Origin of the sequence: Paraburkholderia fungorum (genome assembly GCF_902833645.1) — a bacterium.
GTDB classification, from domain to species: domain Bacteria; phylum Pseudomonadota; class Gammaproteobacteria; order Burkholderiales; family Burkholderiaceae; genus Paraburkholderia; species Paraburkholderia fungorum.
Map to the genome: position 1 here is coordinate 104,862 of NZ_CADFGE010000005.1, position 19,323 is coordinate 124,184.

The 19,323-nt window shown below is 59.9% G+C and carries 19 protein-coding genes and 2 pseudogenes; 9 read left to right on the forward strand and 12 right to left on the reverse strand.

Annotation, left to right across the window (positions count from 1 at the left end; all coding sequences use genetic code 11):
- Window positions 1-41: 41 nt before the first annotated feature.
- From HWX91_RS41090 to HWX91_RS17625, 7 genes are all read right to left on the reverse strand, one after another.
- Entirely contained in the window at window positions 42-1,601 is a 1,560-nt protein-coding gene (locus HWX91_RS41090; protein WP_052660755.1) for a methyl-accepting chemotaxis protein, read from the reverse strand.
- A gap of 63 nt (window positions 1,602-1,664) precedes the next feature.
- Window positions 1,665-2,354: a substrate-binding domain-containing protein gene (locus HWX91_RS17600; RefSeq protein WP_028197497.1), complete on the reverse strand. Its 690-nt coding sequence runs from the start codon at window positions 2,352-2,354 to the stop codon at window positions 1,665-1,667.
- Window positions 2,355-2,368: 14 nt separating this feature from the next.
- Entirely contained in the window at window positions 2,369-3,052 is a 684-nt protein-coding gene (gene ligK / locus HWX91_RS17605) for a 4-carboxy-4-hydroxy-2-oxoadipate aldolase/oxaloacetate decarboxylase (protein ID WP_028197498.1), read from the reverse strand.
- A gap of 2 nt (window positions 3,053-3,054) precedes the next feature.
- Complete coding sequence (locus HWX91_RS17610; RefSeq protein WP_028197499.1) at window positions 3,055-4,080, reverse strand: amidohydrolase family protein; 1,026 nt, start codon at window positions 4,078-4,080, stop codon at window positions 3,055-3,057.
- Window positions 4,081-4,181: 101 nt separating this feature from the next.
- On the reverse strand, window positions 4,182-5,276 hold the full coding sequence (locus HWX91_RS17615) for a porin (protein ID WP_081833134.1): 1,095 nt from the start codon (window positions 5,274-5,276) through the stop codon (window positions 4,182-4,184).
- Between the two features lie 116 nt (window positions 5,277-5,392).
- On the reverse strand, window positions 5,393-6,697 hold the full coding sequence (locus tag HWX91_RS17620; protein WP_028197501.1) for a dicarboxylate/amino acid:cation symporter: 1,305 nt from the start codon (window positions 6,695-6,697) through the stop codon (window positions 5,393-5,395).
- Between the two features lie 170 nt (window positions 6,698-6,867).
- The gene (locus tag HWX91_RS17625; protein WP_028197502.1) at window positions 6,868-7,731 is read right to left on the reverse strand and encodes an amidohydrolase family protein; all 864 of its coding nucleotides are present in this window, start codon (window positions 7,729-7,731) and stop codon (window positions 6,868-6,870) included.
- Between the two features lie 131 nt (window positions 7,732-7,862).
- Here HWX91_RS17625 and HWX91_RS17630 point away from each other — a divergent pair, with 131 nt between their 5' ends.
- The 3 genes from HWX91_RS17630 (at window position 7,863) to HWX91_RS17640 (ending at window position 10,193) form a co-directional block, all read left to right on the forward strand.
- A complete protein-coding gene (locus tag HWX91_RS17630; protein ID WP_028197503.1) occupies window positions 7,863-8,786 on the forward strand; it encodes a LysR family transcriptional regulator in 924 nt (307 codons plus the stop codon).
- Between the two features lie 83 nt (window positions 8,787-8,869).
- Entirely contained in the window at window positions 8,870-9,391 is a 522-nt protein-coding gene (locus tag HWX91_RS41205) for a helix-turn-helix domain-containing protein (protein WP_341809976.1), read from the forward strand.
- Entirely contained in the window at window positions 9,291-10,193 is a 903-nt protein-coding gene (locus tag HWX91_RS17640) for an NAD(P)-dependent oxidoreductase (RefSeq protein WP_028197504.1), read from the forward strand. The genes HWX91_RS41205 and HWX91_RS17640 overlap by 101 nt, the downstream gene beginning before the upstream one ends.
- Before the next feature lie 577 nt (window positions 10,194-10,770).
- On the opposite strand, the pseudogene HWX91_RS40750 reads toward HWX91_RS17640, so the two are convergent.
- Window positions 10,771-10,925: pseudogene (locus tag HWX91_RS40750) on the reverse strand (hypothetical protein); the annotation flags it as partial.
- A 1,032-nt stretch (window positions 10,926-11,957) separates the two neighbouring features.
- Window positions 11,958-12,356 carry a hypothetical protein gene (locus tag HWX91_RS17645; protein WP_081833118.1) on the reverse strand — a complete coding sequence of 133 codons (399 nt, stop codon included), beginning with the start codon at window positions 12,354-12,356 and terminating at the stop codon, window positions 11,958-11,960.
- Between the two features lie 99 nt (window positions 12,357-12,455).
- Between HWX91_RS17645 and HWX91_RS40755 the strand changes: the two are divergent.
- The 6 genes and pseudogenes from HWX91_RS40755 to HWX91_RS17670 form a co-directional block, all read left to right on the forward strand.
- Window positions 12,456-12,644 (forward strand): annotated as a pseudogene (locus tag HWX91_RS40755) (hypothetical protein); the annotation flags it as partial.
- A 334-nt stretch (window positions 12,645-12,978) separates the two neighbouring features.
- The gene (locus HWX91_RS17650; protein ID WP_028197507.1) at window positions 12,979-13,557 is read left to right on the forward strand and encodes a glycine zipper 2TM domain-containing protein; all 579 of its coding nucleotides are present in this window, start codon (window positions 12,979-12,981) and stop codon (window positions 13,555-13,557) included.
- A gap of 266 nt (window positions 13,558-13,823) precedes the next feature.
- The gene (locus tag HWX91_RS17655) at window positions 13,824-14,060 is read left to right on the forward strand and encodes a helix-turn-helix domain-containing protein (RefSeq protein WP_028197508.1); all 237 of its coding nucleotides are present in this window, start codon (window positions 13,824-13,826) and stop codon (window positions 14,058-14,060) included.
- Between the two features lie 169 nt (window positions 14,061-14,229).
- Window positions 14,230-15,462, forward strand: coding sequence for a site-specific integrase (locus HWX91_RS17660; protein ID WP_028197509.1), 1,233 nt, complete (start codon window positions 14,230-14,232; stop codon window positions 15,460-15,462).
- Window positions 15,459-16,448: a tyrosine-type recombinase/integrase gene (locus HWX91_RS17665; RefSeq protein WP_244144083.1), complete on the forward strand. Its 990-nt coding sequence runs from the start codon at window positions 15,459-15,461 to the stop codon at window positions 16,446-16,448. The genes HWX91_RS17660 and HWX91_RS17665 overlap by 4 nt, the downstream gene beginning before the upstream one ends.
- Complete coding sequence (locus tag HWX91_RS17670) at window positions 16,405-17,073, forward strand: tyrosine-type recombinase/integrase (protein WP_244144084.1); 669 nt, start codon at window positions 16,405-16,407, stop codon at window positions 17,071-17,073. Before HWX91_RS17665 ends, HWX91_RS17670 begins: the two co-directional genes overlap by 44 nt.
- Here HWX91_RS17670 and HWX91_RS17675 read toward each other — a convergent pair whose 3' ends face one another.
- Genes HWX91_RS17675 through HWX91_RS40765 form a run of 3 tightly spaced genes read right to left on the reverse strand, consistent with a single transcriptional unit; the run spans window position 17,074 to window position 19,320 of the window.
- Window positions 17,074-18,087, reverse strand: coding sequence for a site-specific integrase (locus HWX91_RS17675; RefSeq protein WP_028197510.1), 1,014 nt, complete (start codon window positions 18,085-18,087; stop codon window positions 17,074-17,076).
- Entirely contained in the window at window positions 18,080-19,027 is a 948-nt protein-coding gene (locus tag HWX91_RS40760) for a tyrosine-type recombinase/integrase (protein WP_028197511.1), read from the reverse strand. Before HWX91_RS40760 ends, HWX91_RS17675 begins: the two co-directional genes overlap by 8 nt.
- Complete coding sequence (locus HWX91_RS40765) at window positions 19,024-19,320, reverse strand: tyrosine-type recombinase/integrase (RefSeq protein ID WP_127837934.1); 297 nt, start codon at window positions 19,318-19,320, stop codon at window positions 19,024-19,026. The genes HWX91_RS40760 and HWX91_RS40765 overlap by 4 nt, the downstream gene beginning before the upstream one ends.
- Window positions 19,321-19,323 lie beyond the last annotated feature (3 nt).

The window sequence follows — 19,323 nt, forward strand, 5'->3', positions numbered from 1 at the left end:
ACCGCGCTTCCCACGTAGGAGCTGCTAGCGCGAGACATTCCTCACGCATTGCCCGAAAGGCGCTTATAGTCCGACAATCTGAATAGGGCAACGGTCGCCTTCAGATCACGCCCCTGTTCCTCCAGTGACTGCGCGGCGGCCGCCGCTTCTTCGACGAGCGCGGCGTTCTGCTGGGTCACTTCGTCCATCTGCGTGACCGCCAGCGCCACCTGCTCAATACCGGTTTGTTGTTCCGCTGAAGCGGCGGATATCTCGCCCATAATATCTGTCACGCGCCGCACGCTCGTGTCGATCTCATTCATCCGTTGGCCGGCCTCCCCAACCAGCAAACTTCCGGCACGTACACGTTCTGCGGACGTTTCAATCAAATCCCTGATTTCCTTTGCCGCAGACGACGAGCGTTGTGCAAGCGTGCGCACTTCCCCCGCGACCACGGCAAATCCGCGACCCTGTTCTCCGGCCCGGGCAGCTTCAACCGCTGCATTGAGCGCGAGGATGTTGGTCTGGAATGCAATCCCTTCGATGATCGCGATGATGTCCCCAATCCTTTCCGAACGCTGACTGATTTCGGCCATCGTGGCGACAACGCGGCTTACGACTTCGTTGCCCCGCTCGGCCGTGCAGGCAGCGGTCACCGCAAGCATACCAGCCTGCCGCGCATTGTCAGTGTTCTGCCTCACCGTGCCAGTCAACTGTTCCATGCTGGCCGCCGTCTCTTCGAGCGACGCGGCCTGTTGCTCCGTACGCTGCGACAGGTTGAGATTGCCGGATGCAATCTGGCTCGATGCCGTACCGATACTTTCGGCGCCGGTGCGAATGCGCTGAACGATGCACGCCAATGAGCGGCTCATCGCGAGGATGGATTCCATCAGTTCGCCAAATTCGTCGACTCGGGTTACCGTCAGATCCGCACTCAGATCACCTTGCGCGATTTTCGCCGCGAGGTGATTGACTTCGAGCAAAGGCTTGCGGATTGACCGGATCAGTGCAGCAGCACCGGTCAGTACGCTCAGCGCGAGGACCACAATCAGTATCGCGGTCGTCGCAACAATGATGTATCGCTGACGTTCGAAATCTGCCTGGGCCGTCGCCAGTTGCTGCTCCTGCAGTTCAACGAACGTCCTGATCGCCTTACCGTAGGCAGTCTGAACCGGCATGTATTCCTCGTTCAACATGGCAAGCGCCGCAGGCTTCCGGGCCTCATTGGATCGCATTGCCACGATCCTGTCGCGGGTCGCCAGCACCTGATTGCGCAACCCTGCAATAGCATCGAGCTGCTTCCGGTCAGCGGGGGTGTGCGCCAGGACGGCTATCGTCTTCTGCACCACTGCGATCTGGGAAATCGTCGCGGCATTATCCTTGCTGAAGAAATCCGATAAAGCGGGATCGGCGCTAATAATCATCGCCTGCGTGCGCAATGCCGCGATATCCGCGAGTTTCGACCAGGCGTAGGCAGCAGTCACTTTTCCAGACAGCATCTTCAGCGAGGTGTCCCGTTGCGCCTCCATGCTCGCGAACCGCCACATCGACAAGCCAACGATGCCGAAAATCAGCACAAGCAGCAACGCAGTTGAAATCCAGAGTTTGGTGGCGAGTTTCATGCAACCTTGATCTATGAGTTATCGCGATAGGGGCAACAGGGTTTCAGCAAGGTCCGCCTTTTGTCATGCCGGCTCCATGCCGTGACGAAGCTTGGTGGGGGCGGTCGCAGGGGAGGCCAGAAATGAGAGCAATGCCCTCGAGGCATCTCTTTGTCGGGATGCCGTGCATATGGCGGCCGCAAAGGTAGTGATGATTTGCACTTCCGGGGGCAAAGAACCGACGACATCGATGCCCGGCAGGTGCATCAACTCGCTCAATTGCTGGAAGCCGAGCTCGACATCCCCGCGCGCGACGAGCGCGCCGACCGGAATACCTGGAGGCGCCTGCACGATGTGCGGCGCAATGGTCTTGGCGATGCCCCAGTGTTCGAACAGGCGACTCAGGTGTGAACCGCTCGGACCCGTCGAATACCCGATACTACGCGCGGCCAGAATGGCGTCGCGCAGCGCGGCTTCAGTGCCGATCTCGGGCCGCGGCGCGCCTGCTGCTACCGCAATCGCCACGCCCGAACGGACCAGGTCGACCCGACTGGCCGGATCGATCCGGCCGGCTGCGGCAAGCGGGTCGAGCGCGTCGGCCGCAAGCACGACGATATCGAACGGCTCACCTTCCTGGACTCGCCGGGCAGCGGCGACGCCGCCAACCGACTCGATGGCCACCAGCCGCGCCGATAGCCGCCCGTATTCTTCGACCAGCTCGGCCAGCACCTGGCGCGTGGCCATCGAAGAGATGCCGGTGATCTGCCCACTCATGGTTTCTCTGCCTTTCAGTCGATATAGCGCAGGCCGGCCTGTTGCAATGGCTCTCGCATGTTGTACATATCCAGGCCGAGCACGCAGGCGGCCAGCTTGGCGCGCTTCTCGCCTTCGTTGGCTTCACGCGCGGCTGCTTTCTCGAGCACCTGCGCCGCCAATGCTGCGGGCACCACGACCACACCATCGTCATCCGCGACGACGACATCTCCCGGATTCACCAGCGCCCCGGCGCAAACGACGGGAATGTTCACGGATCCGAGCGTCGCCTTGACCGTCCCTTTGGAAGAGATCGCCTTGCTCCATACCGGGAAGTTCATCTGCGCCAGCACGCGCACGTCGCGCACGCCTGCGTCGATGATGAGCCCTTGCGCGCCGCGCGCCTTGAAGCTGGTCGCCAGCAGGTCGCCGAAAAAACCGTCGGTGGAATCAGCCGTGACCGCGGCAACCACGATGTCGCCCGGCTGGATCTGCTCCGCTGCGACGTGCAGCATCCAGTTGTCGCCCGGCTGGAGCAGGACCGTGACAACCGTGCCGCTCGCCTGTGCGCCGCTATAGATCGGACGCATATAGGGCTTCATCAGTCCAGTACGTCCCATTGCCTCGTGTACTGTCGCAGTCCCGAGAGCACTGAGCTTCGCGGCGACGTCGCCGTCTGCCCGCTGAATGTTGCGATACACCACTCCAAGTTCATACATGATCAATGCCCTTTCACTTTCAATGCTGCATCCAGACGCGGGTAGACACGTCGCGCGTTACCCTCGTAAATGTTGTACCGTTCATCTGCATCGATGTGCGCCGCCTCGATATAGCGCTTCGTGTCGTCGAAGTAGTCGCCGGTCTCCGGGTCGATGCCACGCACCGCGCCAATCATCTCGCTGGCAAACAGGATGTTGTCAACGGGAATTACGCGCGTAAGCAGGTCAATGCCCGGCTGGTGATAGACGCAGGTATCGAAGAAGACGTTGTTGAGCACATGCTCCGTCAGTAGCGGCTTCTTCAGCTCCTGGGCGAGCCCGCGAAAGCGCCCCCAGTGGTACGGCACAGCGCCGCCGCCATGCGGGATCACAAAGCGCAAGGTTGGGAAGTCGCGGAACAGGTCCGACGTCAGGCATTGCATGAAGGCAGTCGTGTCCGCGTTCAGGTAATGTGCGCCAGTGGTGTGGAAGCATGCGTTGCAGCTCGTGCTCACGTGAACCATGGCGGGAATGTCGTACTCGACCATCTTCTCGTAGATCGGGTACCAGTAGCGGTCGGACAGTGGCGGGCTGGTCCAGTGGCCGCCCGACGGGTCCGGATTCAGATTGATCGCGACGTTGCCGTACTGTTCGACACACTTCACCAGTTCGGGAATGCAGGTGGCGATGTCCACGCCCGGGCTCTGGGGAAGCATCGCAGCCGGAATGAAATGATCCGGGAAGAGCTGGCTCACCCGGTAGCAGAGTTCGTTACAGATGGCGGCCCACGTGCTCGATACTTCGAAGTCGCCAATGTGATGTGCCATGAAGCTTGCACGCGGGCTGAAAATGGTCAGATCAAGGCCGCGCTCGCGCATCAAACGCAACTGGTTGCTTTCGATCGACTCGCGCAACTCGTCGTCGCCGATGCGCAATTCGGGCGCCTTCGGCGCCTCGGACGGATTTGTGATGCCAGCAATCTGGCGCTTGCGCCACGTCTCCAGCGCCTTCGGCGCGGTGGTGTAGTGGCCGTGAATGTCGATGATCATCGTCGCTCCAAAAAGCTGGTTGAGTTACCGGCGCGATGGTGCGAATGGCATGCGCGCCGACGTCGTTAACGAACCTTTTTCGGCTGCAGATTCGCCTCGCCCTAAAACGTATGCTGCATGCCGACACCGTATGTACTGCCCGACGGATTGGCCGTCAGCTTGTCGTAGGAATAGACCACGTACACATACGTGCGCTTGGACAGAATGTAGTCATATGCAATAGAGCCGGTGTTGCGTACGTTGCTATGGTTCAGCGGTGCGCTCTTCTTCGTGCGCGCCCATTCGGCAAGGATCATGTTCGACGGTGACAACGGTACGGAAAACCCTAGCTCATACGTATGCGATCCCGTCTCGACATTGTTGTTGCTTGTCATCTGTGCAGCCCCATAAAGCTTCACCAGCTTTGCATCGTACGCAGCGCCTGCGAGATACAGATACTGACCGCTCGATGGCGCGACCGCAGCCGTTCGTACACGCTGCGCCGAGAACACCGCCGTCAGCGGCCCGTTTGCATAGGTCAGATGCAAACCGAAGTTGTCCTTCCCCTGTTGACCCGTGGTGGTGCTCACGCCATAGATCGCAGTGCCCGTGAGGCCGCCGTAGCTAGGAGAAACATACTCGATGGCGTTCTGCCAGACTGTGTCGCCGATCTGCGTATTGCTGTAGCTCGCCGTGTACGACTGCACGATCAACGGCGAAAACACCACCGACCCACCGAACGGATTGACGAATATCTGATTAAAATAAGTTGGATTGGTCTGCTCTCCGAACTTGAACGTGCCGTATGCACCGGTCAGACCAACATACGCATTGCGGGAAAACAGGCCATCCGTCGTGTTGCGTCCCATCTGCCCCGTGTTCGGCCTGAAAAAACTTTCGAGCGCGAAGAACACTGCATTGCCACCGCCAATGTCCTCGCGGCCGCGCATGCCCCAGAACGACGTCGTCATCCCGCCCCCGCCTAGCTGTACCGTGCTGGCCCGCGTGGTGCTCAGTTTGGAACTGTCGAGATACATACCGATCAGTCCATACAACTGAACCGCGGAGCCTGACATCGTCGCTGCGCCGGCCGCTACCTGCGAATCGTCGGCGTACGCGACAGGCGCGACGAGCCCGCCGGCCGCGAGCAGTGCAGCGCCCAGGCATACCGCATGGAGTTTCAAGGGTGTACTGGTGCCGCTGTTTTTTACTGACATCATGTTTCGTCTCCAAACCAGGTTGTTGTTTTATGCGCGAACGCTTCCCGCTGCGTGCACCGGTGGTGGCGCACGCAGACAGAAGTACACGAGGGCTTTTCTCGCGGGCTAGCCTGTCATTCGGTGTGACGGCGTGACATTTCGGCGTTCAGTTTCGAACGGTCAAGCTCGTGTTCCCATGCCGACACCACCAGGGTGGCGACGCCGTTGCCGATAGTGTTCGCGATCGCGAGTCCCGTTCCCATGAAGCGGTGAATGCCGAGAATCAGCACCATTCCGGACACGGGAATAATCGGGAACACCATCAATGTCGATGTCAGCATCACAAAGGCCGCGCCAGCCACACCGCTTGCGCCTTTCGACGTCAGCATCGCCACGCCCACGAGCGTCAGTTGCTGCGTCAGGGTAAGTTCGATGTTGAAGGCCTGCGCGATGAACAGCACCGCCATCGTCAGGTAGATGTTGGTGCCGTCCAGATTGAATGAATAGCCGGCCGGAATCACGAGACCCACCACCGATTTCGAGCACCCGAGCCGTTCGAGTTTTTCGAGCATCCGCGGCAGCGCGGCCTCCGACGAACTTGTGCCGAGCACGATCAGGATTTCCTCGCGGATATAGCTCAGGAAACGCAGGATGCTGAAACCGAGTAAGCGGGAAATGATGCCGAGCACCACCAGCACGAAGAAGGCGAGCGTCAGGTAGAACGTCCCGATCAGCTTGAGCAACGGCAGTACGGCGCCGATCCCAAAGGTGCCGACCGTGAACGCGATAGATCCAAACGCGCCGATCGCTGCGACCTTCATGATGATGTGAACGATGCCGAAGAACGTCTGCGCAAAGCGGTCGATCATGCGAACCAGTGGCCGGCCATATTCCCCCGTAGCCGCGAGCGCAGCGCCGAACAGCACGGAAATCAGTAGAATCTGCAGCACATTGCCACTGGAGAACGCACTAACCACGGTGTCGGGAATGATGTGCATCAGAAAGTCGACCGTGTTCTGTTCATGGGCGGCAGTCGTGAATCCGGCGAGCGCTTTGGTATCGATGGTCGCGGGATTCAGATTGAAGCCGGCGCCGGGACGAAACAGATGTCCGGCCACGAGTCCGATTACGAGCGACAGCGTCGATACGATTTCGAAGTACAGCAGCGCCTTGCCGCCTACACGCCCGACCTTCTTGATGTCGCCCATTCCAGCCATGCCGGTGACGACGGTGCAGAAGATGATCGGGCCAATCACCATCTTGACCAGCTTGATGAAGGCGTCGCCGAGTGGCTTCATTTGCACGGCAAGCGACGGCGCGAAATGACCGAGAAGCACGCCGAGCAGGATCGCGAGTAAAACGTGGAAATACAGCGTGCGATAGAAGGGTTTCTTCTTCGCGCTGCGCGCGGGGGGCGTCATGACGGCACTGTCGTTCATGACGCTGCTCCCTGATCAGCCGAATCGGCCGCATTGGCCGCGTGGCGATGCATATCGGTCATCGTTGTCTCCTGATTCGAATGGTGAGCGAAAAGCCGGTCGATTCCGGATTTCCGCCTGACTGCCATTCTTCGTGTGGCAGTTCAAAGTTTGTGAAGCAAACGGCTCGCTCAGAATCCGTAAAGCCGCGCCGGGTTGATGACGAGCAGTTGTTCGCGCAGCGCCGCGTTCGGGCAGACGCGGAACAGCAGATCGACCAGTTCGCCGTCGTTTGGCATGTCCTTGCTGATGTTCGGATGCGGCCAGTCGGTACCCCAAAGCACGCGGTCGGGTGCGGCTTCGATCAGTGTGCGCGCGAACGGGATCGCATCGTCGAACGGACGGCGGCCTACGGACACGCGCTCGGCCCCGCACACTTTGACCCAGGCAAGCGGATTGCGCATCAGTTCCAGAAGCTGGCGGAACGGCTGCTGATCGACCCCGGCATCCGCGCGTACGCGACCCATGTGGTCGATCACGAACGGCACCTTGATACGCGCAATCCGTTCGGCGTATTGGAGGATGTCCTGTGCATCGAGATGCAGCACGACGTGCCAGCCGAGCCGCTCGATACGTTCGAGAACGCGGTCGAAAACGTCGAGATCGGGTGCGCCGCCCAGATGCGCGACGAAATTGAATCGCACGCCGCGCACGCCGCGCGCGTCGAGATCTGCCAACTGTTCGTCGGTGACGTCGCCGTCGACAATCGCGACGCCCCGATAGCGTCCGTTGCCGCGCGCAATCGCATCCAGCATCGCAGTGTTATCGGTGCCGTGGCAGCTTGCCTGGACGATCACGCCGCGGCTCGCGCCGAGAAAATCGTGCAGCGCAACAAGCCGCTCGAAAGGCGCGTCGGGCGGCGTATAGCTGCGGTCCGGCGCATATGGAAAGATTTCGGCGGGGCCGAACACGTGGCAGTGCGCATCGCAAGCACCGGCAGGCAGACGCTGGGTGGGTTGAACGGGGTGGGGATCGGGCGGCAGGCAGGATTTCATGAGCGTCGTCTCAATGTCAGACCGCATGGCGCGGCTTTCTATGGGTTGTATGCATTGTGGCCGCGACGATGGACCGATACAATCGCCATATTGAACTAGCTGATATGTGAATTTCACATAGGTTATCGACAATGGACCTGAAGCAGCTCGAGGCATTCGTTCACGTCGCTGAACTCGGCAGCTTTACCCGTGCTGCGATTACGCTGGACTCGAATCAGCCCGCCTTGAGCCGGCTGGTGCGGCATCTGGAAGTGGAATTGCGGCATACGCTGCTCGAGCGCACCGGCCGCGGCGTGACGCTGACGCCGGCCGGCCAGCGGATGCTCGCGCATGCGAAAGGTATCCTGCAGCAGGTGCAGCGGGCCTCGCAGGATCTGGACGAGTTACACGGCGCACCCGGTGGTCATTTCGCCATCGGCATTACCCCCAGCTTTGCCAGGGTCGCCACGCATGAACTCGTGCGTGGCTTTCGGTCCTCCTTTCCCGGGGCGACTATCTCGGTGGCGCAAGGCTTGTCCACCTATCTGATCGAATGGCTGATGATGGGCCGCATCGACGTCGCTGTCCTGTACGACACATTCGATACGCCGCTGATCGACAAGCGAACCATTTTTACTGAAGAACTGTTTCTGATCGGCCCGGACAATGGCGATACACTCACAGAGGCAGTAGGCGAGTCAACAACAACGATCGCGCTGCGGGAAATCGTGCGCTACCCACTCATCATCCCGGGCCGCATGCACGCGATCAGACGGATGGTCGAGGCGGCTGCTGCGGAACAGGGCGTAAGATTGCGTATCGAGCTGGAGGTCGACGCAGTGACCTCGATTCTCGATCTGGTCAGCGAGGGTATCGGCTATGCGGTGCTATCGCTCAATGCGACTAGCAGCGATGCGCTCAAGCGGCGCTTCCAGGTGATCCGCATTACCGAGCCGACGCTCTTCAGCCGCCTTGCAATCGCAACCAGTAGCAAGCACACGCTGTCACAACTTGCCATCCAGGCGATCGCAATGCTCGAGTCGAGAATATTGCCGCTCTACGGCACCGCTGCCTGACCGTGCGCTTACTTCGCACGTCCGCTCTCCTGGCCAACCCGACATCCCCGATCGCCGAAATTCTCAACCTCGCCAAACTGCGTGTGTTCACAATCGTCGTCGAACACGGCGGCGCAAGCCGGGCAGCGTCACTGCTCTTTCGCGCGCAATCAGCCGTGACGCGCTCCGTGCGGGAACTCCAAGAAACGCTCGGCGAACGGCTGCTGGAACGGCGGCCATCATGCATGTTGCCCACCTCGGTTGTGGGGTGGCTATTGGGCATCGATCGCGTGCTCGCGATCGCCACGGCGACGACCAACGTGATCGGCAACGCTCGCGCTGTCAAAATGGGAGGGCATGTTCGACCAGCAGAAACCCGACGCCTACGTGAGCGACCGTCACGCGCCGTCAGCCGGACCGGCGACAGTCTGGGCGTCCGAACATCCGCGTTGAGGTCGCGACACACATCACGGCGCTCCTTCACTTCATATTTTCATTTTCCACCCTCACTCGCAGAGAATCAGCATGGATCAGAATCGCACTCAGCCTATTGGCCGCATTGCAATTATCGGCTTCGGAGAAGTGGGGCCTATTTTCGGTCGCGCATTGACCGCGGCCGGCCATGAAGTGTCGATCTTCGACATCAAGCTGCACGATGCGGCTACGCGCCCGACGATCATGCAGCGGGCCCACGAATGCAAAGTTCACGTGGCCGACGATCTCCCTGCGGCACTGCGCGATGCGCAACTTATTTTCTCCGCAGTCACCGCGAGCCAGGCGGAAGCGGTCGCCACAGCTTCAGCGGAATATCTGACAAGCGGCCAGATCTTCCTCGACCTCAATTCGGTTTCGCCCGCCGTCAAACAACGCAACTGCCAACAGATCGAGCGCAATGGCGCCCACTACGTGGAAGCCGCGGTGATGGCGCCGGTTCCGCCGCAAGGCATACGGGTGCCGATGCTGCTGGGCGGCCGACTCGCTGTACAAACGGCAGACTGTCTCAATGGTTTGGGGATGCGCACGGAAGCGGTGGCGCAGGAAGTCGGCCTCGCGTCAGCCATCAAGCTATGCCGCAGCATCATGATCAAGGGCATGGAGGCGCTATGCGTTCAGTCGATGCTGGCGGCCAGACAGTTCGACGTGGACGGCCGCGTGCTTGCGTCGCTCGCGGCAACGTTTCCGGGTGTAGGGTGGGACAAGGGCTACGAAGCGTATCTGATCGGTCGCGTGGTCGAACACGGGCAACGGCGCGCCGAAGAGATGCGCGAAGCAGCGTTAATGCTAGACGGCTTAGGAATGTCGAGTGCCCTCACAAATGCTATCGCCGACGTACAACAGGACCTGGCGACGCGTGCCGCACCGTTGGTCAACGCACTGGATCCCAAGGGAAGCCTTCCGGAGTGGAGAAACCTGCTCGGGGTCACCTGAACCAATCCTGAAGTAGCAAGGCGAACCTGGCCCGTGAGGACAGACGGAAGTCGGTCGCTTCATCCGTTTGCGCTAGGTGCCAAGGAAAACGCTGACTGAGGGACCGGTACGATGACGTTGCATAATTGTATGAACTGCAATCCAAAACAGCCGAATCTGCAATCCACGCTTTTTGCGCCAGCCTAAGCTGCAACCGACGGCGCGCACGAGCCCGGATTATTTGCAAGTGAGCCTGCATTCAACCGCGCGACCTGCATTCCATGGTCGCGGACCGGCAACGTCGCCTGACGCGGCGTTTGCGTTACCCGCCCGCTACCTTCGCCAACCCGGTAGCCCGACCCGGCCGCACTTCTCAATCTCGCTCGACCGTGCGTGATGGCGATTGACTTCGAAAATGGCAGCGCCATCCGGACCGCTGTGCGGCAATTGCACGCAGTCCGCACGTGCCGTGTTCGTTGCGGGAACTGGAGGAGGTTACTGAATACGGCTTGAACTGCCGGCAGAACTTGCGTTACCGCCGTTCATCTCGCAGACACGTCGCGTGTCCTGTCGAACCGAAGTGGGGTGGCCATGTGCATCAGTTGATCCTGCCGAATGACCATCCGTAAAACCGGCACCACGTTCGACTGTGCCGTCCTTCGCGAGCGCCTGATAGACCGGATGCTGTGAGCTCGTTGCACATGCATGATTGGGTTGGATACGCAGCCTCGCCCCGATCGGAACCCGGTACGCTTCCGGCGGCAGTTGACATGTTTAATTCGCGCACGGGAATCCATTGTCCAGCATGCCTGCGCGTTTTTCACGGTTCGAGATCTCATCCAGTTGACAACTTTAATTGCGCACGTGTTGACATCTTCAATGCGTTCTACGACTGGCCACCGCGCATTCAAAGCCACGCTGCCTCGCCAACGCTTAGCCGGCCGGCATTCGCCTTACGGGATCGCCAGTGATATGGCGCAGAAGCTGGCCAGAACGCAGGGCACGAGCAGAAGAGGGCTGAACACCCATAGCATGGACTATCACGTCACCCACCAGCACAGCTAGCGGTCGGCGCCGGAAGATTTCATCGTTCACGTCCCGTCGCAGATGGTCTGCAATGTACCGGCCACGGTTGACCAGATAATCCAGAGGCTTTGTCCGTCTGGAGTTCTGCCTCAATCTGCCTTCGGAGGCAACCGGCGTTGTCGCCGATGTGCATGGTTGCAAGGGGACGCGATATTTTCGACTTTGCGCGACCGGAGCGGTCGGCGGCCCGCCGGATCATTAAACGCAACGCAGCTAATACGACTTATCAGCATTGAAGCGCCGCAAAATAACGGCCCGCATGGCGGGGACCGGGTCTGGCGGAGCCGCGACGGGTGGCGAGTCCTGCCGCCAGCCCCCTCGCTGCTCCGTGTGCGGTCACGTGCCGTGAACACGGACCAAGAGGGTAGCCACGTTCCCTCTCGGAAACGCAGCCCCCGAAGAACGCAGCATGCGACTTTCGCTGCACTGCGCTCAAGCACAGCATTAAACGTCGCACTGACGCCGGTCTCGCCAGTTGCACGAGCCCTTCGCAAGCATCACATTGTTGATTCGCCTCATCGCTGAAACGAAGGGCGCTGAACCGTAACGATACCGGCCTCTCACAAGCTTCCCTTCGGTGAATCTTTAACGCGGACCTGCGACAACTGCGCAACGCGAAAGTCTGCACCCTTTCGGATCAGGCAAATCTTGAGCCCCTATGCGAGCTATTACCACCCGCCATTCGCTTTTTCCGCGTTCTCATACCCACTTGTCCAACAGCTTCCATCGCGTCACTCCTGAGTCGCGGTATAGCAACTCGGCGCCGTTTTTGCTGATCAGGCCGAATGCCAACGTACGCGATGTAAGCGCTTGAAAGCGCCTTGACCGTGGAAAAAATACCACCGACTCCGCGACTCCTGGCACGACGACCGAATGGCACAAAAACGACATGAAGAACTTCACCGTGATCGCGGCGGATGGAAGTGTGGGACCGATGCTCGCACCAATCAGGGCAACGATCGGGGTAACCGTGTGAGCCCAGACGAGCACGGCCGCCGCCCAATGGACCAAGAATGCCTTCATTGCAACGCTTTTTGCGACCATCTCCAACAAAACCAGTACGCCAATGAGACCGTAGATGATGCCGGCGATGTTCAAAAGCTTGTACGGAATCAGATCGGACCGACCTGATCAGCTGCGCTTCGCTAGTTGGGCAGCTGTGGTCAATGGGTCAATGTGGTTGGCCGATGTTCAGCAATTGGCGTGCCGCCGCCCGACGTGGTCGCTCCGGCAGCGGTGCTCGTCGTGTCGCCGGGTTGGCATGGCGACCGTTACTGCGACGGACGCCGTTACTGGGATCGCGACGAATGGAAAGAGCGTCATCGCCATCACGGGCACGGGCCCGATCACTGTCCGCCGGGACATGCGAAAAAAGGCGAGTGCTGATCGGCGTTTCGAACTGCGGCCGCGAGGAAGGACGTAAGTGCGTTCGAGCGGCTGTCTTCCGGCACCCCCGTTTGCTTAGTGCCCGGCACACATCAAGCGGTCGACTCAACGCGACGCCGCGACGCCGCTCACCCGTCGAGCGAAGCGTCCGGGAACGCGTCGCAGAGAAACTACACAAGTCAGCAGGGCAATGCGTTTGACTTAAGCGGTGGCGGCGGAACAACTTACACACTGTTACGCGGCGCAGTGAAAATATTCGGCAACGAATCCTTATACTCCATGCGGAACTTCAACTTTGGCCGCTGACATGCGGCGTCAAGATGTCGAGAGCATCATGTACAACACTCAATTTGCCAAACCAATCTTTTACATCGCGCTGTGCGCAGTTTTACCCCTGAGTGGATGCGTGGTTCCTGGCGCAAACATGCCGTACGGTGCGAGTCCGGCGCAGCCTGCCTATGTGCAACCCGCATATGCCCAGCCGGTGTATGTGCAGCCAACCTATCCACCGCCAGTCGATAGCGCAAGCGCCTATGGCAACGCGCCTCCTGCAAGCTCCGGTTACGGACTTCAGTATGGGGTTGTTTCGGGAATTCAGCCTCTCGCCACATCCAATGCGGTTAGCCCGGGCAGTGTAATGGGCACGGTGGTCGGCGCGGTCGTCGGTGGTGTGGTCGGCAACCAGTTTGGCGGAGGGCATGGCCGCGACGTGGCGACCGTAGTGGGCGTGCTCGGCGGTGCGGTGGCCGGAAATCAGATTGGCCGGCAGTACAGCAATGCGGCCCCGAGCGCGTATCGAATCGTTGTTCAACTCAATGACGGATCGTCACGCTCCTTCGACGTGCCCTCACCCGGCGATCTCCGTCCGGGCGACCGCGTGCGGATTGACGGAAACCGGCTGGACCGTTCCTGATCGATCTGCTTGCCAGTATGGCCGGTGCCTGTGCTTCGCCGAGTTTTTTCACTGGCTGGGCAGTCGTTCCGACGCAGCAAGCGCCGGCCTGTATTTACGGACCCCGGAGCATTGTGAGTTGCCCGCGTCTGCATACTCGTTGACTGGCGTGTGCCCGCGCCAGGATTGCATGCTCATATAAATCTGCGCACCGTGTCAGTTCCATACGGCGAGTGCGAGACATCCATGCGTACAAGTCGGCTGAGAAGGATGGAGAATGGCTGACGATGTTCGAAGCCGCAAAACTGCTCGGCGTCACCAGTCACGCGATCCGCCGGTTGATCAACGATCGGGTTCTGCCCGCCGAGCAGGTGATGCCCGACGCTCCTTGGCAAATTCGTGCGAGCGATCTGCGCAGCGATGCGGTTACAGCGGCCTTATCGCGCAAACATCGCCCGTGTCGCAATGATGGGGAAGGACAAATCCCAATGTTTATCGAGGCCTCAGAAGGAGGTGCACAATGAACGCCCCATTGCCCATGGACGTATCTGGTTTTCTACCCAATTATGCCGACTCCCCGATTATGCCGCGTCATGCATGCGCGTGGCGGTGGGTATGGCCTTTCATGATCGCTGTGTCGGCATAAAAGTATGATTTCTCAGGCTGGCTATCGCGCTGGCCAGGAGAGATCAGATGAATGCGACACGCACAGTCAGCGAATCCGGCGGGCTGCCGGCCCATCACATCAATGCATTTCTTGATCGTCTACGGACGGCACACTACTCCGAGGTATCGCTTCGCAAGAAACGAAGAGTCCTGTGTGCGTTCTCTGGATGGATGAAGAACAGGAACATCGACCTGATTGATCTCGATGAGTCTGTCGCGGCTCGTTTTATGAAGCGCATGATCGGCGAATCACGAGACCGCGTCCAGCGTGCGCGACCCACATTACGGCAGTTTCTCGCCTATCTGCGTGCCGAAGCCATTGTGTGGCCGCCGACGTCGGGCCGCCAATCCGCAATCGCGCACATCTATGGTCGATACCTGGACTATCTGAGGCAGGATCGCGGACTCGCGAAGAACTCTCTGCTCGTCTATGGTCCGTTCATTCGCGACTTTCTCGACAGCCACTCGGCCGGCGACGGAAGTTTATTGCCAGATGCATTCGACGCGGTAACGATCCGGAATCATCTTCTTGCCCGCAGAAAAGGCCGATCGGCAGAGTACACGCGGCTGATGGCAGTTGCGCTTCGCTCGTTCTGCCATTTCCTCTTTCTGCGCGGTGATACGGCCCGAGACCTGTATGAGTCAGTGCCTTCGGTTCGTAAGTGGAGACAATCAACTGTGCCAACGTTCCTCACGCCTGAGCAGCAAGAAGCTCTCATTGCATCTGCAGACCGGTCGACTCCGACTGGGCGCCGTGACTACGCAATCCTGCTGTTGTTGGCGCGGCTCGGTCTACGTGCCGGAGAAATCGTTGCCATCGAACTCGACGACATTCACTGGCGTTCGGGGGAACTCGTCGTTCATGGCAAGGGGCAAATGGTCGAGCACGTCCCCCTGCCATCGGAGGTCGGAGAAGCAATCGCAACATATCTCCGCGACTGTCGCGGAGCAAGTGCATCGCGGCGCGTCTTCCTTCGCAGATTGGCACCTCGGGTTGGTTTGGCGGGGCCGGCGGCGATTGGCAAGATTGTTTGTCAGGCCTTCGCACGTGCCGGTTTCCGCCCCGCGTGCCGGGGCGCCGCACATCTGTTCCGTCACGGTCTGGCAACGACGATGATTCGCCACGGGGCCTCGATGGCAGAAATAGCCGAGGTCTTGCGGCACCGCTCAACGGACAGTACCGCGATCTATGCAAAGGTCGCGTTTGAGGACCTGCGCGAGGTCGCGCGCTCGTGGCCCACGGCTGGAGGTTCAATATGACTGCGATCCGCGATTCTCTCGCTCGGTACGTGGCGGTCCGCCGCGCTCTCGGGGCGTCATTCTACGAACCTGCATTGGCACTCGGCCATTTCGTTGATCTTCTGGAACATGAAGATGCAGAGTTCATTACTACCGATCTGGCTCTGCGCTGGGCGATGACGTCCACACTCGTCGAACGCGCCACTTGGGGGCGGCGCCTCTCGCAAGTGAGAGGATTCGCCCGATGGATAAACGTCACTGACGGTCGAAACCAGATTCCTCCGGCAGGGCTCCTGAGTGCCCGCAGACGGCGCAATGCACCGCACATTTACACTGAGCAGGAAATTGATCTGCTTATGACCCGAGCAGCTCGACTGCGATCCCGAACCGGCATGCGAGCACTGACCTATTCGACGCTCATAGGGCTTCTTGTAGCGACGGGCCTCAGGCCAGGCGAAGCGTTTCGGCTCGACCGGTCCGACGTTGACCTCGTCAGCGGGATACTCTCCATCCGGGAATCGAAGCTCGGCAAATCGCGGTGTGTTCCTGTAGCAGACTCGACCCGGGTGGCACTCGAACACTACGTCCAGAAACGCGATCAACTCTGTCCTTTACGATTGAGCGAGGCGTTCCTGGTTAGTGAGCGCGGCAAGCGATTGAAGGCCGGCACCGCACGAAGTATGTTCGTCAGAATGTCGCGCGCTGTCGGTCTGCGATCGGCGACAGAGGATGGGCGCGATGGTTACGGCCCACGCCTCCAGGACTTCCGGCATAGCTTTGCGACTGGACGGCTGGTCGAGTGGTACCGTGCCGGTCGCGACGTAAGTCGGGAATTGCCGAAACTTGCCGCCTACCTCGGGCATGTCAACTTCGCGGTCTTACGTACTGGTACATCGAAGCGGTTCCTGAGTTGCTCGAACTCGCGGCAGCCTATCTCGACAAGAACTGTCCAGGAGAACAGCCGTGAGCGCCGCCAGTCTCCCATCCCTCGTTCAGCGTTTTTTTAGCCAGCGTCTGCTCGAGCAGCAAGGTCTGAGTTCGCATACGGTGGCAAGTTACCGTGAAACGTTCCGGCTGCTTCTAGCGTTTGCCACGAAGCGTATCGGGCTCACGCCGTCAAAGCTGCGAATCGAGGACTTCGACGTGTCGTTGATCGAGGAATTCCTACAGCACCTCGAACACGGCAGAGGCAATTCGGTGCGGACACGCAACACGCGGCTTGCCGCCGTGCATGCCTTCTTCCGGTTCGTCGCGGTCAGCGAGCCTGCGTTGTTTCTGCAGTGTCAGCGTATCCTTGCAATTCCATCCAAACGTTGTGAACATGGTCCCGTCGAGTTTCTAACCGAGCGCGAGGCCGCAGCGCTAGTAGCGGCACCTGATGTACGAACATGGATCGGCAACCGCGACCGAGCGCTGCTTCTTGTAGCGGTTCAAACGGGTCTGCGGAATAGCGAATTGACCTCTCTCTGGCGTCAGGATGTGGTGCTCGGTACAGGCGCCCACGTCCGTTGCCTCGGCAAAGGCAGAAACTATGCCGATCTCGGGAATATGCGCAGTTCCGCGCCGCGGAGACTCGTTTGTCTCTCTGCGATGGGCTATGCATGGCGGGTCCGTGGTGTGAACTGCGCATAATTACAGGCTTTCAAGGAACTGCATCAGGCGATCGGGCGGTCGATATCGCGGGATCTTGCTGTGAGGTGGCTGCAAAGTATTGAGCGCGCGCTCCTTCATCGCCAGGTCGGCCTCGACGTACATGTGAGTCGTGGCTGGGCTTTCGTGTCCGAGCCACAGCGCAATGACGCTGAGGTCAACGCCTGATTGCAGCAGATGCGTCCCGGTCGAATGCCGGATGACATGCGGAGAAACGGGATGGCTTGATAGTTGGGGACATTGCCCGGTGGCCGTCCGCACGGCGAGCTTGAGCCGATCCGTTACGTTCGAGCGCGTCATCGGATTGCCCGAGCGATTGGGGAACAGCATCTGGTCGGGTGACGCCCCGATGCGTGGCAACCAGCTTCTGATTAGGCTCGCTGTCGAGCGCCACAGAGGTACGGTGCGCCGCTTCCGACCTTTGCCGTGGATATGGGCACAGGGCGCTTTATCCAGGACGACGTCGCCCACCCGCAGACCGATCAGTTCGGAAACGCGTGCGCCAGTGTTGTAAAGAGTTGCAAACAGTACCCGGTTCCGCTGCCCGCACCAGGTGTTGAGGTCAGGCGCGGCGAGTAGCGCCTCGATCTCATCACGCGACAGGTGGCCGACGAGCGGTCTGTCGAAGCGTTTCATCGGAATGGCCAGAGTGCTTTGGATAACAGCCAGTGCAGAAATGTCCTTAAGTGCCGCGTACTTCAGGAATGAACGGAGGGCAACGAGCCGCGCGTTCCGGGTACGCGCGCAATTATGTCGGTCGTCTTCCAGATGACGAAGGAAAGCCAACACTAACTTCACGTCGATGTCCGTCAACGCCAGGTCGGTGGGCGACTTGTGGAGATGCGCCTGAGCGAACTGGAGGAACAATCGAAATGTATCCCGGTAGCTGGCTATCGTCTGCGGACTGACTGCCCGCTGTTGCATCAACCGCTCAACGAAGAATTCCTGTAGCAGCGCCGCGAAGTTCGACGCCGAAGAATGCCTGGGCCTAGACATGGCAAGCTCCTCCTGCAAAGTGCTCAAAGCGCTGGGCCGCAATCGCCATTAGTTCGGGGATGCCGGTCAGATAGCAGTAGGTGTCGGTCACCTTGGCATGCCCGACGTAAGTCGACAGCATGACCATCGCGTTGTCGACGTCCACCCCTTGCTGGTACCAGAGCAACACCCGTCGACAGATAAACGAGTGTCTCAGATCGTGGATGCGTGGAGCCGGATGATCACCACGGGCGACCCATCCCAACTGTGAACGCAATGACCCGAAGACATCCTCGACCGTACTGATCTTCATGCTGCTTCCGTGCACGATGAAGAAGTGATCGCTTAGCGTGACGGGCCAATCGTGATCCCGTAGCTTTACGTAGCGACTGAGTGCTCGCACGACGGTTGGATGAAGTGGAACGACGCGTGACTTACTATACTTCGCATGCCGAATCATAATCAGGCCGTGACCCAGGTCGGCGTCTGTGCGTCTCAGATTAAGCGCCTCAGAAATCCGCAGTCCGGTGGACGCGATCAGCCCGAACAGGGTTGAGTAGGTGACGGGCCGCAGTTTCTCCTTCGAGGGCAAGGTTGCAGCTGCGACCAGCAGGTCCCGGATCTCCTCATCGGTATAGATGTGCGGTGCCAGACGGCGATGAGAGCGGCCGAACAGGTCAAGCGCAGGAACCTCCGTGGCAGGGTCATATTGCTGGAGATATCTTGCGAACGGGCGAACGATCTCAATCCGGCGTGCCCAGGTGATGGGCGCCTGAAGTGGTCCGGAGCGAGCCCAGGACACGGCGAGATCTGTGGTCAGCGGACTTTGATGGCCGGCCCGGTCGGCGAAGCGGGCAAAGTCAAGGAGCCGGCGTCCCGTGCTCCTCAGGTCAAAGCCGAGGCGACGTCTTGACGCAAGGTAGTCCTCGGCGAGCGATACCATCCTGACGGGGCGTTTCATGATGCGCTCCCCGGCCAGGGCAGCGCGACCCGGGCAAGGCTCTTGATGTTGATCGTGGTGTAAATCGCCGTCGTATCCAGACACCGGTGTCGAAGGATATCGGCGATCTCCTTCATGGGGACTCCAGCCTGGATCAGCCGGCTCCCTACGCTGTGTCGCAGAACATGAGTTCCACGCAGGCGTGCATCGCTGCCGCATCGCGCATGAGCGGCGCGGACGGTGTTGCGAACGACGCTCGAACCGATTGGTTCGGTAAGTGGAGCGACATGCCGCAGAAAATACCGCCCGGCTATCGG